The organism is Ruegeria sp. CDSA141 (assembly GCF_059612005.1).
Window position 1 is genome coordinate 28,971 of the sequence record NZ_JBXWPT010000005.1, and the last position, 13,228, is coordinate 42,198.

The following is a 13,228-nucleotide window of genomic DNA, read 5'->3' on the forward strand; positions in this document are numbered from 1 at the left end:
TTCAAAATTGGAGGATTGCCCCTTGACCACTCGCACTGCCACGCGTTCCGGCGGACGTTCTGCCCGCCGTGCCAAACGCTCCGCTCCGAACTTTGACATGCTGCCGGGCCTGACCCGAGGCATCCCGCTGTGCGAGGTCATGGACGCGACCCAGGTTGAGCGCATCGACAATGCGGCGATGGACATTCTGGAGAACGTCGGTGTTCAGTTCCGCGACCCCGTCGCGCTGGAAGACTGGAAAAAAGCCGGAGCCAAGGTTGATGGAGAGCTGGTTTTTCTGGATCGCCACATGGTGCGCGACCTAATCTCGAGCATTCCGGCGCAGTTCACCTATCACGCGCGCGATCCGAAAAAGAACCTGGCGCTGGGGGGCAAGCACGCGATCTTCGTACCGATGACCGGGGCGCCATTCCTACGCGATCTGGACGATGTGCGCCGCAACCCGACGCTGGATGATCTGGCGATGTTCCACAAGCTATCGCACATGATGCCCGCGCTGCACAGCTCGGCCCATCACATTGTCGAGCCCTATGATCACCCGATCAGCCAGCGGCATCTGCGCATCACCTATTCGTCGATGAAATATTCGGACAAGACCTTCATGGGTATGACCACCTCGCCCAGGAACGCCGAGGATGTGATGGATATGTGCGATATCCTGTTCGGTGAAGGTTTCATTGACAATCATCCGGTCACCACCGGCAACTGCAACGGCAACAGCCCGCTGGTCTGGGACGAAACCATGCTGGGTGCGATGCGGGCCTTCTGCCGCCGCAATCAGCCGGTTCTGTGCTCGCCCTTTGTTCTGGGTGGCGCGAACACCCCGGCATCGGTGCCCACGACCGTGGCACAGCTGACTGCCGAGGCGCTGTCGGCGCTGGCCTATACGCAGGTGATCCGCAAGGGCTGCCCTGCGATCTGGGGGCATTACCTGTCGACCGTTTCGATGAAATCCGGAGCACCCATGGCCGGCACGCCCGAGATCAGCCTGATGAACTTCATGATCGGTCAGATGGCGCGCTTTTACGATGTTCCGTGGCGCACCTCGAACACGCTGGGCGGGGCCAAGACCTTTGACGCGCAGGCAGGCTACGAATCCGCCACGACGCTGAGCGCGGTCATTCACGCCGGGGCCAATTATATCTGGCATTCGGCAGGCTGGAACGAGGCTGGCATGCATTGCTCGGTCGCCAAGTTCGTCGTGGATGCGGAACAATGCGCGATGGCTTACCGCATGGCTGAAGGGCCGAAATGGCACGACTTCGATGAGGCTTTGGCAGCGATTCCGGATGTGGGGCCCGGCGGGCATTATCTGGGTCATCCGCACACGCAGGACAACTTCCAGACCGCGTTCTTCATGCCGGAACTGTTCGACAACAACTCGATCGAACAATGGGTCGCCGAAGGTGAAATTGAAATCACTGAACGCGCCCTGAAACATGCACGGAAATTGCTGGCCGAATACCAAGAACCCAAACTGGACGAAGCCCGGAACGAAGCGCTTCTGGACTATATCGCCCGCCGTGAAAGGGAAATCCCGGCGGCGGATGAGTTGAACCAGACATACTGATATACACTCCCCTTACTGGCCCGCCCGCATTTCGGGTGGGCCTTTTTTTCGGTCAGGTCAAGTACACAAGGTGAAGATTGCCGAACTGCACATCCACAGCCACGACCTACCGGTCAAAAACGGACCCTAAACCATGGCAAATGCCAAGGTCCGGGCGCTGGATTTCACGCTGGTCAAAACCGCCGCGGATAACGGTGCAACCGTTCGGCCCGACCTGCTGGAAGGTATCTGGCTGGCTGCGCCATATATATCGAAGGCAACTACGATCCCGAAAACGGTATCTAAATCAAAGGCGGGCATATCGAACTGCCAATCGGGCCGGGGCTGGGCGTGGTACCTGTTGAAGGCCTGATCGGAGCAGCTGTCGCATCGGTCCAGCAATGGATGACCTTATGAACCTGAATGGAAAATCGGCTTTGGTCACTGGCGCAACCAGTGGCATCGGGGCGTCAATCGTTCAACGCCTGCACAATGCGGGGGCACGGGTGGGCGCAGCGGCATTGGCCGGGCCATCGCCCAACGTTTGCAGGACGAAGGGGCGCAGGTCTTCACTGCCCAACGAGGCGAGGACACGGAATTCTACGGCGTCGTTGCGGATTTCACCCTTACCGACAGCCCCGCGCAGGTAGTCAGCAAAGTGACTGACCTGGCCGGGCGTCTTGACGTGCTGGTCAACAACGCCGGCATGATGCAGAAAGCCTCGGTCGAGGGGATGAGTCTTGAGGACTGGCACCGCACTCTGACGGTGAACCTGACCACCCCCTTTTCTGATGATCAAAGCTGCGCTGCCGTATCTGCGCGACACCAAGGGCACGATCGTCAACATCGGATCCATCGAAGGCTTGGACAGCAATCCCGGTCACGCCGCCTATTGCACATCAAAGGCAGGGCTGCACGGCCTGACCCGCGCCGTTGCCGTGGATCACGGGGCCGGGGGTATCCGCTGTAACGCTGTTGCGCCGGGATGGATCGATACCGAGTTGAACGAGGATTTCATCGAGCCATGTCCGACCCGTCCGCGTTCCGTCGCGACATCGCCAAGATCCACCCGGTGGCCCGAACAGGGCGGCCTGAAGAAGTTGCCGCGCTCGTCGCGTTTATGGCGTCTGGGGATGCGGGTTTCATCACCGGGCAGGTCTTTACGATAGATGGTGGACGCATGGCCAAGCTGAGCTTGCCTTGACCTCACTCCTTACCAGATCGCCACTCTTTCCAGATCAAATAGCTGTTCGCCCCAAGCGAGGCGAAGGGCTCGGGCGGCAATCGCGGAAGGTCCGGCTGCGCCAGAAAGTGATCCGCGATCTCTGATCCGCCCTGCATCAGCAGTTCCGCGATGCCCATGCCTTGCAAAGTGCCCCGGGCGATGCCCAGGCCATTCTGACAGCAGGCCGAGAACACGCCCTCCTCCAATTCGCCAAACGCCGCGGATCCGTTGCGGCTGAGGCACAGCATCCCGGCCCAGCGATGTTCCATCTGCACATCCGACAGATTTGGAAAGCGTTCCCGGAACTTGCGGTCATGCACCCAGCCGGCATTGCGCAACCGCATCCGGCTGGTTTCGATCGTCGGGTGAAAACTGGATCCGGTACGGATCAGAATGCGATCCCCGTAGCTGCCCGAAATGCGCCGGACCGAGGTGCCCATCGGATCCGCCGGGGTCACCGACCAGCGCGGTTGTCCGCCCAGTGTCTTGATCTGCGCCTCGGTCAGCGGGGCCGTAATCGAGGCGTAGAGGCAGATATGCATCAACTGCCTCTGGTAGAACCCGAAGCTTTCCAGATGGCCATTGTTGGCCAGGATGATCCGCCCGGTGCTGACCCTGGCCTTGTCGGTGCTGACGATCCAGCCTGTGCCCTGCTTTTCAAAGCTGGTGACAGGAGAGTTTTCAAACACGTCAATCTGGTCGGCCAGGCGGTTCGAAAGCGCCCGCACATAAGCTGCCGGCTGGATCATGACCGTCCCCGGCGCAAAAAGCCCCGAAACATAATGCGGGCTGCCCGTGATCTCTTGCATCTGCTTTTGGTCATACAGCGTATGCGGCTCACCCAGTTTGGTCAGATGCCCGGCAAAGGCGCGGTTATGGGCGTCTCCTGCCTTTGTGGCGGCTGCATTGTGTTTGCCGCAAGGATCGAACATCTCTTGCGGCAGGTCGCAATCGGCGGCGACCTCGGTTGCGAATGCGATGGCCTTACGGTTCAGTGCAATGGCGGCGCGGTCCGCTTCCAACCCATCGCCTGCGTAGTTGTCCGAGGCCAGATCATGCGGCAGGTCGATCATGAACCCCGAGTTCCGCCCCGCCGAACCATCCGCAAATCTACCCGCTTCCAATAGAGCGATCTTTAACGAGGGGTCCAGCTGTTGCAACCGCCGCGCCGTCGTCAGCCCGGCAAACCCACCACCGACAATGGTGACGTCGGCGGTCAGGTTCTGTTCGAGCTCTGGCAGGGGCTCCTGGGGCGGCAGGATGGCATTCCATCCCGCCGGGCCCGTCTGCCGGGGCAGTCTTTTGGCCTCAAAGCGCGTCAATCGACGGCCTCGTCGGCGTCGTCGGAAAGATCAATCCAGATGGTTTTCAGCTGGGTGTACTGATCATGCGCATGGATCGAATTGTCGCGACCGCCAAAGCCCGATTGCTTGTAGCCGCCAAACGGCGTGGTGATGTCGCCTTCGCCGAAACTGTTTACCGTAACAGTCCCTGCCCGAATGGCTCGCGCACCGCGAATGGCCCGCTTGGCGTTGGCGGTGAAGATCGAGGCACACAAGCCGTAGTCAGTGTCATTGGCAATCCTGATCGCTTCGTCAAAGCCCGAGACTTCAATTACGGACAGGACCGGGCCAAAGATCTCCTCTCGGGCCAGCACGGTGTCATTGCCCGGCACTTCGACGACGGTAGCCTCGACAAACCCCTTGTCCGCCTTACCGCCGATCACCACGTTTTCAGCCTGATCGAGGTATCTGCAGACCTTGTTGTAATGCCCTTCGCTGACCAGCGCGCCCATGCGGGTTTCAGGGTCCAGCGGGTCACCGATGTTCCACTGTTTGGCGTGATGCGCGATGCGTTTCAGCAGTTCGGCTTTCACGTCTTTATGCACGATCAGGCGCGACGAGGCCGAGCAGTTCTCGCCCATGTTCCAGAACGCACCATTCACCACATGCGCCGCCACCCGGTCGAGGTTTTCGGCATCGTCCATGACGATGGCGGGGTTCTTGCCGCCCATCTCAAGCACCACCTCCTTGGCGTTGCTTTCCGCCGAATAGGTCAGGAACCGCTTGCCCGTCACCGTCGAGCCGGTGAAGGAAACCATGTCGATATCCATGTGCCGCCCGATGGGTTCGCCCACATCGGCCCCTCCGCCCGGTACGATGTTCAGTACGCCGCGGGGAAGGCCGGCCTCCATTGCCAGTTCGGCCAGGCGCAGCGCGGTCAGCGTGGTTTCAGCCGCGGGTTTCACAACCACTGAACATCCCGCCGCCAAGGCAGGTCCTATCTTCCACGCCAGCATCAGCAGTGGGAAGTTCCACGGCAGGACCAACCCTACAACGCCAATGGGTTCACGCACGACCATGGCGATATGGTCGTCACTGGCTGGTGAGACCTGATCGTAAATCTTGTCGATCGCTTCGGCATGCCATTTCAGACAGTGGATGGTTTCGGGTACGTCCACGGTTTCGCAATCATAGATGGTCTTGCCGCTGTCGATACTTTCCATCACCGCCAGTTCACGGGCGTTGAGGGTCATCAACTTGCAGAGCCGGATCAGCACATCCTTACGCTCGGACGGGTGCATTTTGCTCCAGCGCCCATCGTCAAACGCTTCACGCGCCTTTTCGACCGCAAAGTCGACATCCGCTGCACCGCAGGATGCGATATCCGCCAGCTTGCCGCCCGTAGCCGGGTTCACTGTCTCAAAGGTTTCACCCGTGATCGACGGGCGGAATGCCCCGTCGATGAACGCCCCGGTCGGCAGGTTCAGGCCTGCGGCGATGGATTTGTATTCGTCCTGTGTCAGCAGATCCATATCTCTCACCCCTCAGCCACAATGTCAGCGATTGTCTTCTTGAGCACACGGGTCACCTGTTCCAGCGCGCGCTTGTCATCCTTGTTCAGACCTTTTAGCGGAGGCCGCATCGCGCCCGGGTCAATCCCGTTCATGGTAACGCCATGCTTGATGGTCTGGATGAACTTTCCACCCTGTTCCAACACCCGCATCAGCGGCATCATCGCGGACATGATCCGGCGACCTTTCGCGAAATTGCCTTCAACCACGCAGGCCCGATACAGAGCCACGTGTTCAGCAGGCAGGAAGTTCGACCCGCCGCACACCCAGAACGGCGCGCCCCAGGCAAAGAACTCGAGCGCCTGATCATCCATACCGCAACCAAGTTGGATATGTGGATAGTCGCGGGCCAGCAAATGCACCCGGTTGATATCGCCCGAGCTTTCCTTGATGCCGCAGAAATTCCGGCTGCGGCCCACACGGTCAAGGAACTCTTCGCCCATTATCGTACCGGTGCGGTGCGGGTAGTTGTACAGCATCACAGGCAGATCGGCGGCCCTGTCGATAGCCAGCGCGTTCAACGCATTCTCGCGGTCGGTTGGCACTGAATATGGCGGACTGGCCAGCAGGATTGCGTCTGCGCCGATCTTACGTGCGCCCGAAGCCAGAGCAATAGAATCCGGCGTCAGCATCGCGCCTGTGCCAACCACCAATGGCAACCGGCCCTTCAACTGCTCATGCGTGAATCTGGCCAGTTCCAGCCGTTCTTCCACAGTCTGGGCATAGTTCTCGCCGGTCGAACCACCCGAGATCAGGCCATGCACGCCATTCTCGATCAGGTATTCGATCACGTCGAACAAGGCGTCCCAATTCACGCTGCCATCGTCGTGATAAGGCGTGACCACAGGGGTATAGATCCCCTCAAACTTGAAAATCGGGTTCATTCCGTCCTCATGCAGGTTTCGAAAGGGGCGGGACGCCCATCGGGACATCCAGCGCGTCAGGCATCACGAACAATTCAATCTGATCGCGTGACAGGTTCCAGTGATCTTCCGCCAGCTGCGCCGCCGCCGCTTCATCGCGCGCCTCGATGGCTGCGATAATCGCGTCATGCTGCTGGCTGGCCAGCGACAGGTTTTCCGACATTTCACCAGTCTGTGGCCGATAAAACGTCATACCGATCCGGGCGTGATCGATCAGCAGCCGGTTGAACGAAGGCAGCAGGTAGACATTTCCGGACATTTCGCCCGTCACGTCATGAAAGCGGTTGTTGGCCAAGGCACGGTCCTCGCCGGACCCGGACCGAAGGGCCGCCTTGAAAGCCTGCTGGGCCTCTTTCAAATCATTGATCTGGGCGTTCGTCGCATTCAAAGCCGCCAAACGCAGGATCGCTCCGTATACCATCGGCGCGGCAAGGAAGAAGTCGCGCAGGGTGGTGTAGGACATCTCCGAAACCCGGGCGCTGCGGTTTGTCCGCAAGTCCAGATAACCCTCGCCAGCCAACTGACGAAACACCTCGCGCAGCGGCGTGCGCGACAGTCCGAATTCGTCCGACAGATGCGCCTCGTCCAGATCGGCGCCCGGGCGCAGGCGCAGCGTCAGGATGGACACTTTCAGGTGCTCTCTTAGCGCGCTTTTGCGAGACTTGGCTTCGTCCTTCATGCTTTGGCCTCATCCTTCTGTTCGGCGTCCGTGGTCGAATCGCGTGCGGTCACAGTTTTGTATTCCATAAAAATACACCTTGTATACAATTAAAATTCGTGCAGCATGGAAGCCGGCGAAATAAACTCATGTTTTGGGCGTTGTCCCAGCTTGCAAACGGTATTGCTCATGCCTCAGACGCGGCACATCACATTCATCCTTGTCGAGGAGTTTTCGCATCTTGCGTTTTCATGCGCGGTCGAACCGTTGCGGATCGCCAATCTGGTGAGTGGTGAAGAACTGTACCGCTGGTCTTTTGTGTCCGAACATGGCGAGCAGGCCGTGTGCTCGAACGGATCCGTCACGCTGGTGCATTCCGGTCTTCAGGGTCTGGCCAAATGTGATCAGCTGTTTGTCCTGTCGGGCATTCACATGCGTGACCACGTCACACGCCCTCTGCTTGCAACCCTGCGCCGCGAACGCGCGCGCGGTACGAAAATCGGCGCCCTGTGCTCGGGGGCATGGGTGCTGGCCAAGGCTGGTTTTCTTGACGGAATGCAGGCAGCGATCCACTGGGAGTACCACGACGCGTTCATGGAGGCCTTTCCCGAGGTCAATCTGGTGCGCAGCGTGTTCGTGGCCGACGAAAAGCACATTACCGCATCTGGCGGGACCGCAACGGCTGATCTGATGCTGCATCTGATCGAACGCGATCACGGCGAGGAACTGGCCATCGATGTGGCGGATCAGATGGTCTATAACGCGGTACGCAATGCCACGGCCAAACAAAGGGTTTCCCTGCAGTCACGCAACGGTATGCGCAATGCGCACCTCGCCAAGGCGATCACCATCATGCAGGGCAGTATTGAAACCCCGGTTTCCCCTTCGTTCATCGCGGAAACGCTTGGCATTTCAACGCGGCAGCTTGAGCGGTTGTTTGGAAAATACCTGAACACGTCACCCAAGAAGTACTTCATGGAAATGCGGCTGGAGCGCGCCCAAAAACTGTTGCTTCAGACCGAAGCGTCCGTCACCGAGGTCGCCGTGGCCTGCGGATTTGAAAACCCGGGCCATTTTTCGCGTGTCTACAGGTCAAGCTTTGGCGTTACCCCGCACGCGCAGCGCAACAAGATCGACTGACATTGTCTGGTGGTGGATTTGCCCCGACCGATACGGCAGGGGATGCCGCGCTTCATCGGCCCATAACGGGCCTGAACGGGCATCCCCCTAACCCTGCCGAGATACCCCCTCATTAAAACCGGACTAGTCAACAGATCGGCAGGATGATGAACCAATAGATCTGGATATTGGCATAAGTTTTGCGAGAACTTGTCATACATGAGTTTCTTGTGCCCTTATTCGTTAATCTTTGCCTCAATTCGAGACTGCTGATTCAGCGAAATCCGGCACCCACGAAGACCATAACCAATTGCAACAAAACTACAAATGATGGACTTCGTTCCTTTGTTGCTTTCAGGCCCGCGCCGGGGACCAGCTTTTCTGGTTTCAATCTGGCGTGTTCGATTTCCGCGCGGCGTCCCGGACATGGACGGGGTAGTCTTGGGTCAACAACATCGGTTCTGCATTTGAAACGCCAAACAGGCGTCCAAGTGCCATCTCTAGCGGATCTGCGCCACATCCAGACTAGGCGCGACACGGGTGATTTCGTGAGTGCTGGTCGCTGCGTCTGATCCGACGCGAACGTTCAGCTTCCTTGTCCCGCTGAACCGCTGGAAATACGCAAATTCTATTGTGTTCAGCGCATCCATATTCTGACATTGAACAACGTAATCGGCCTGGAATTCCGAATGTTCATCCGGCGCGGATGACGCGACCCCTTCACCCGCGGTGTCCTGATTCCCCGAGATATCATGCGTCAGGATAACATTGGCGGAAACGGTAAAGCACACAGCCTCGGACGGGACGACAAACAGATCCAGCGGCTTGGACAGTTCGGAAATCGCGATGGCGACTCGTGTACGCTCGTCGTCATTTGCCACCGGGGTCTCGAACCCGACGATATCAATGCTTGGAACCCTGAGGGACAGCGAAAAATCGGTATCTGTGAGCACGATATCCAATTGGCCGGACCCATGGTGATGGGTGGACGTGATCTGCGTCGCCTGAGCAGCAAGAGCTGCCGGGAAGAGAGACAAGGCCAGAACAGAGCACTTCATTAACCAACAACCGCCTAAAACAGAATCACAATAGTGATTTTAACGCGAATCACCCGCCACGCAATGTTAACCCTCGGATCGGAGCCCGCCAGATATGGAGAGGCTTGCTGGGTTCAATAGTCTCCGCCTATATCCGACAATAAAACTCAGGTTGACATTACTGACTAAATAACTCAGTTATTTCTCCGCGAAAACCGCGGGGTATTCCCGCACGATCCGACAGTTCTGACAGGAAAGCACCAAACTCCTATGACCAAGTTATTCACCACTGCCAGCGCTCTGACGTTTTTCATGGCAACCACCGCAATCTCGGGTGATGCCCCCACCAAGGTGGATGTACTGAACACCTATGCCAATATTGCGGAAGCCAAATTTGAAGACAGCCTGATTTCAGCCAGAAAGTTGCAGGATGCGGTCAACGCACTGATCGCCGATCCGTCGGACGCAACGCTGAACGCGGCGCGCGCGGCCTGGGTTGCTGCGCGTGTCCCTTATCAGCAAACGGAAGTCTATCGCTTCGGCAATGCCATCGTTGATGACTGGGAAGGCAAGGTGAACGCCTGGCCTTTGGATGAAGGTTTGATCGACTATGTTGACGCGGCTTATGGCGGCGCGACGGACGAAAACGAGTTTGCTGTGCTGAACGTCATCGCCAATCCCAGCTTCCAACTGTCGGGCGAGACCATTGATGCCGGCGAAATTACCCCCGAACTGCTGAGTGACACGTTGCACGAAGCAGATGGTATCGAGGCGAACGTCGCAACCGGCTATCACGCCATCGAATTCCTTCTGTGGGGCCAGGACATGAACGGCCATGGCGCCGGTGCCGGCAACCGCCCGGCCACCGATTACGCGCAGGACGAGGACTGTACCGGCGGCCATTGTGACCGTCGTGCGCAATACCTGAGCGCTGCGACCGAACTGCTGGTCAGCGACTTGGCATGGATGGCGGATCAGTGGAAAGACGGCGGTGCGGCACGCGCAGCCTTGATGGAGAACGAAGCAGAAGGCATCAGCGCGATCCTGACCGGCATGGGCTCTTTGTCGTATGGTGAGCAAGCCGGTGAACGCATGCGCCTTGGCCTGATGCTGAACGATCCCGAGGAGGAGCATGACTGCTTCTCGGACAACACACATAACAGCCATTACTATGACGGCCTGGGCATTCAGAACGTCTATCTGGGCAGCTATACCCGCATCGATGGCACCCCGGTTTCGGGCGCGTCTGTGGCCGATCTGGTCATCGCCACCGATCCGGCGCTGGATACCGAGATGAAAGCGAAACTGGCCGCCACCATGCAGGCCCTGGGCAAGATCAAGACAACAGCCGAGGCAGGATTTGCCTACGACCAGATGCTTGAGCGCAACAACAAAGGCGGTGAGGCCCTGATTATGGGCGGCGTCAACGGTCTGGTCGATCAGACCAAGACCATCGAGCGCATCGTAACCGCGCTGGAGCTGGACGGGGTCGCGTTTGAAGGTTCCGACAGCCTGGATAACCCAGACGCCGTATTTCACTAACCCCAAGCGGGCCGGAAAGGTATTCTTTCCGGCCCCTTCAAACCGTTCTGATCATACGTCGAAGCGGCGAAACGAGCCAACAACAATGATTGTCTGCCACTGTACCAACATATCCGATCACGACATCCGCGCAGCCATTGACTGGATGCGCAGAGCAGACCCGCGAACCATCATCACCCCCGGCAAAATCTACCATGCCCTTGGGAAGTCGGCGGATTGCGGCGGGTGCATGCCGCTGTTCCTAGACACAATGCAGGCAGCCAGTAATCTGGACGTACCGATGCAACTCCGCACATTGCGAGCCGGAGCAACACAGGAGAAAGCTGATGAAGGGCGATCCAAAGGTCATCGAATATCTGAACAAATCTCTGCGGCATGAACTTACGGCCGTAAGCCAGTATTGGCTGCATTACCGCCTGCAGGAAGACTGGGGGCTTGGTCATATGGCCAAGAAAAGCCGCGAGGAAAGCACCGAAGAGATGGGCCACGCGGACAAGTTGATCGAACGGATCATATTTTTGGAAGGCCACCCCAACCTTCAGAAGCTGGACCCATTGCGGATCGGTCAGACACCGAAGGAAACGCTGGAATGCGACCTGGCCGCCGAAATTGACGCAAGGGCTCTTTACAAGGAAGCGCGCGACTATTGTCGGGAGGCCGGCGACTATGTCTCCATGTCGCTGTTCGAACAGTTGATGTCCGATGAAGAGGGACATATCGACTTCCTCGAAACGCAGCTCGACCTGTATGAAAGGATCGGCGAAGCCAATTATGCGCAACTCAACGCATCGAAAATGGACGAAGGCGAGTAGCCTTCTTGCCTTGTCGGTGGTCGCCCTCGCGGCCACCCCTTCCCTGTCAGCCGAGCTGCGGGACCTGCATCTGAATTTCACCCCCCGCACCGACGAGGAACGCGCCCGCATTGCGGCCGTGACCGCGCCCCCGCAGGATTATGGCGTGTCGCAGCCGTTCGAAGAACTCTCTGCCGGGGCGGCGACTGTCCGCGTCCGCAACGACGCGGATGCGTTTTCACAACCCTCAGGCAACCTGAGCTTCGAAAAGGAGTTGGAGTTCAAAGTCGGCAACGGGTTGTTCAAGAAAATCTGGGTTTCGTCACCATCATCCACGTTGGCCTCTGACGGCTTGGGGCCGCTATATAACGCGCGATCCTGCCAGCGTTGCCACATCAAGGATGGGCGCGGGCACACCCCAAACGGACCTGATGACAACGCGGTCTCAATGTTTCTTCGGGTCTCGATTCCCGACACGCCAGAAGACGGGTATGCCGGCATAGATGATTACATCGCCACCCTGCCCGAACCCAACTATGGCGGGCAGATGCAGGACTTCGCGCTGGCCGGGCATCCGGCGGAATATCGGCTGAGTATTTCGTATGAGGAAATCCGCATCGAGCTTTCTGACGGTGAAACCGCCGCTCTGCGCCGCCCGACCTATCGGGCGGATGAGCTGGGGTATGGCCCGCTGCACCCCGATGCGATGCTGAGCCCGCGGGTCGCACCGCAGATGATCGGGCTTGGGCTGCTGGAGGCGATCCCGGTCGACGACCTGCTGGCCAAGGCTGACCCCGATGACGTGGATGGGAATGGCATCTCGGGCCGTCCGAACACCGTCTGGTCTGTTGAATACGGTGCGCCCATGATGGGACGGTTTGGGCACAAGGCAGGCATGCCGACAGTCATGGAGCAATCTGCCGCGGCCTTTGCCGGGGATATCGGTATTTCAAGCCCGCTTTACCCGGCACCTCAGGGGGACTGCACGGACTTGCAGGTGAACTGCGTCGAGGCCCCGCATGGCGACACCGATACCCGCGAGTTCGAGATCGATCAGCAGGGCATGGACCTGGTGGATTTCTACAGCCGAAATCTGGGTGTGCCCGGTCGCCGAGACGTAGACGATCCCGACGTGCTGCGCGGCAAAGAGGTGTTTCACACCACTGGCTGCGCATCGTGTCATACTCCGGCTCATGTCACCCACCGGCTGGAAGATCGGCCCGAGCACAGTTTTCAGCTGATCTGGCCTTATACCGACCTGCTGCTGCATGACATGGGCGAAGATCTGGCGGATCACCGCCCCGAGGCCCGCGCGACGGGTCGCGAATGGCGGACGCCGCCGCTGTGGGGCATAGGTCTGACCGAACGCGTCTCGGGCCACACGCAATTTCTGCATGACGGGCGAGCACGCAATCTGCTCGAGGCGATACTGTGGCACGGTGGCGAAGCCCAGGCCGCGCGCGATGCAGTTGTGTCAATGCCGAAAACTGACCGCGACGCCCTGATCCGTTTTCTGGAGAGCCTCTGACC

13 protein-coding genes and 2 pseudogenes are annotated in these 13,228 nt (G+C 58.8%); 10 read left to right on the forward strand and 5 right to left on the reverse strand.

Annotated elements, in window-relative coordinates:
- The first annotated feature begins 22 nt into the window (after positions 1-22).
- The 5 genes and pseudogenes from AC2FLP_RS09470 (at position 23) to AC2FLP_RS09490 (ending at position 2,753) form a co-directional block, all read left to right on the forward strand.
- Positions 23-1,570, forward strand: coding sequence for a trimethylamine methyltransferase family protein (locus AC2FLP_RS09470; RefSeq protein ID WP_299895198.1), 1,548 nt, complete (start codon positions 23-25; stop codon positions 1,568-1,570).
- A 133-nt stretch (positions 1,571-1,703) separates the two neighbouring features.
- On the forward strand, positions 1,704-1,922 hold the full coding sequence (locus AC2FLP_RS09475; protein ID WP_496683491.1) for a hypothetical protein: 219 nt from the start codon (positions 1,704-1,706) through the stop codon (positions 1,920-1,922).
- 171 nt (positions 1,923-2,093) lie between these two features.
- A pseudogene (locus AC2FLP_RS09480) lies at positions 2,094-2,273 on the forward strand (SDR family NAD(P)-dependent oxidoreductase); the annotation flags it as partial.
- A gap of 67 nt (positions 2,274-2,340) precedes the next feature.
- Positions 2,341-2,505 (forward strand): annotated as a pseudogene (locus AC2FLP_RS09485) (SDR family NAD(P)-dependent oxidoreductase); the annotation flags it as partial.
- 68 nt (positions 2,506-2,573) lie between these two features.
- Positions 2,574-2,753, forward strand: coding sequence for an SDR family oxidoreductase (locus tag AC2FLP_RS09490; RefSeq protein ID WP_496710054.1), 180 nt, complete (start codon positions 2,574-2,576; stop codon positions 2,751-2,753).
- 2 nt (positions 2,754-2,755) lie between these two features.
- On the opposite strand, the gene AC2FLP_RS09495 is transcribed toward AC2FLP_RS09490, so the two are convergent.
- From AC2FLP_RS09495 to AC2FLP_RS09510, 4 genes are read right to left on the reverse strand one after another with little or no spacing between them, the layout of a single operon-like run.
- On the reverse strand, positions 2,756-4,096 hold the full coding sequence (locus tag AC2FLP_RS09495; RefSeq protein WP_496683487.1) for an NAD(P)/FAD-dependent oxidoreductase: 1,341 nt from the start codon (positions 4,094-4,096) through the stop codon (positions 2,756-2,758).
- On the reverse strand, positions 4,093-5,589 hold the full coding sequence (locus AC2FLP_RS09500) for an aldehyde dehydrogenase (protein WP_496683485.1): 1,497 nt from the start codon (positions 5,587-5,589) through the stop codon (positions 4,093-4,095). Before AC2FLP_RS09500 ends, AC2FLP_RS09495 begins: the two co-directional genes overlap by 4 nt.
- Positions 5,590-5,594: 5 nt before the next feature.
- Positions 5,595-6,512, reverse strand: a complete 918-nt coding sequence (locus tag AC2FLP_RS09505) for a dihydrodipicolinate synthase family protein (RefSeq protein WP_496683483.1) — start codon at positions 6,510-6,512, stop codon at positions 5,595-5,597.
- Between the two features lie 7 nt (positions 6,513-6,519).
- Positions 6,520-7,230 carry a GntR family transcriptional regulator gene (locus tag AC2FLP_RS09510; protein ID WP_496683481.1) on the reverse strand — a complete coding sequence of 237 codons (711 nt, stop codon included), beginning with the start codon at positions 7,228-7,230 and terminating at the stop codon, positions 6,520-6,522.
- Positions 7,231-7,398: 168 nt separating this feature from the next.
- Here AC2FLP_RS09510 and AC2FLP_RS09515 point away from each other — a divergent pair, with 168 nt between their 5' ends.
- The gene (locus AC2FLP_RS09515) at positions 7,399-8,349 is read left to right on the forward strand and encodes a GlxA family transcriptional regulator (protein WP_496683477.1); all 951 of its coding nucleotides are present in this window, start codon (positions 7,399-7,401) and stop codon (positions 8,347-8,349) included.
- 479 nt (positions 8,350-8,828) lie between these two features.
- Here the strand turns inward: AC2FLP_RS09515 and AC2FLP_RS09520 are convergent, their stop codons facing one another.
- Positions 8,829-9,386 carry a ZrgA family zinc uptake protein gene (locus tag AC2FLP_RS09520; RefSeq protein WP_496683475.1) on the reverse strand — a complete coding sequence of 186 codons (558 nt, stop codon included), beginning with the start codon at positions 9,384-9,386 and terminating at the stop codon, positions 8,829-8,831.
- A 249-nt stretch (positions 9,387-9,635) separates the two neighbouring features.
- On the opposite strand from AC2FLP_RS09520, the gene AC2FLP_RS09525 reads away from it, so the two are divergent.
- The 4 genes from AC2FLP_RS09525 (at position 9,636) to AC2FLP_RS09540 (ending at position 13,226) form a co-directional block, all read left to right on the forward strand.
- The gene (locus tag AC2FLP_RS09525; RefSeq protein WP_496683473.1) at positions 9,636-10,907 is read left to right on the forward strand and encodes an imelysin family protein; all 1,272 of its coding nucleotides are present in this window, start codon (positions 9,636-9,638) and stop codon (positions 10,905-10,907) included.
- A gap of 85 nt (positions 10,908-10,992) precedes the next feature.
- Positions 10,993-11,286 (forward strand): (2Fe-2S)-binding protein, encoded by a 294-nt coding sequence (locus AC2FLP_RS09530; protein WP_496683471.1) that lies wholly within the window; start codon positions 10,993-10,995, stop codon positions 11,284-11,286.
- Complete coding sequence (bfr, locus tag AC2FLP_RS09535) at positions 11,234-11,719, forward strand: bacterioferritin (protein WP_496683469.1); 486 nt, start codon at positions 11,234-11,236, stop codon at positions 11,717-11,719. The genes AC2FLP_RS09530 and bfr overlap by 53 nt, the downstream gene beginning before the upstream one ends.
- The gene (locus AC2FLP_RS09540; RefSeq protein WP_496683467.1) at positions 11,679-13,226 is read left to right on the forward strand and encodes a di-heme oxidoreductase family protein; all 1,548 of its coding nucleotides are present in this window, start codon (positions 11,679-11,681) and stop codon (positions 13,224-13,226) included. Before bfr ends, AC2FLP_RS09540 begins: the two co-directional genes overlap by 41 nt.
- Positions 13,227-13,228 lie beyond the last annotated feature (2 nt).

What these genes read in the sequence shown, in the direction of transcription:
- AC2FLP_RS09475 (WP_496683491.1), top strand. Translation starts at nt 1,704, where the DNA reads ATGGCAAATGCCAAGGTCCGGGCGCTGGATTTCACGCTGGTCAAAACC.
- AC2FLP_RS09490 (WP_496710054.1), top strand. Translation starts at nt 2,574, where the DNA reads ATGTCCGACCCGTCCGCGTTCCGTCGCGACATCGCCAAGATCCACCCG.
- AC2FLP_RS09500 (WP_496683485.1), bottom strand. Translation starts at nt 5,589, where the DNA reads ATGGATCTGCTGACACAGGACGAATACAAATCCATCGCCGCAGGCCTG.
- AC2FLP_RS09505 (WP_496683483.1), bottom strand. Translation starts at nt 6,512, where the DNA reads ATGAACCCGATTTTCAAGTTTGAGGGGATCTATACCCCTGTGGTCACG.
- AC2FLP_RS09510 (WP_496683481.1), bottom strand. Translation starts at nt 7,230, where the DNA reads ATGAAGGACGAAGCCAAGTCTCGCAAAAGCGCGCTAAGAGAGCACCTG.
- AC2FLP_RS09515 (WP_496683477.1), top strand. Translation starts at nt 7,399, where the DNA reads ATGCCTCAGACGCGGCACATCACATTCATCCTTGTCGAGGAGTTTTCG.
- AC2FLP_RS09520 (WP_496683475.1), bottom strand. Translation starts at nt 9,386, where the DNA reads ATGAAGTGCTCTGTTCTGGCCTTGTCTCTCTTCCCGGCAGCTCTTGCT.
- AC2FLP_RS09525 (WP_496683473.1), top strand. Translation starts at nt 9,636, where the DNA reads ATGACCAAGTTATTCACCACTGCCAGCGCTCTGACGTTTTTCATGGCA.
- AC2FLP_RS09530 (WP_496683471.1), top strand. Translation starts at nt 10,993, where the DNA reads ATGATTGTCTGCCACTGTACCAACATATCCGATCACGACATCCGCGCA.
- bfr (WP_496683469.1), top strand. Translation starts at nt 11,234, where the DNA reads ATGAAGGGCGATCCAAAGGTCATCGAATATCTGAACAAATCTCTGCGG.
- AC2FLP_RS09540 (WP_496683467.1), top strand. Translation starts at nt 11,679, where the DNA reads ATGCGCAACTCAACGCATCGAAAATGGACGAAGGCGAGTAGCCTTCTT.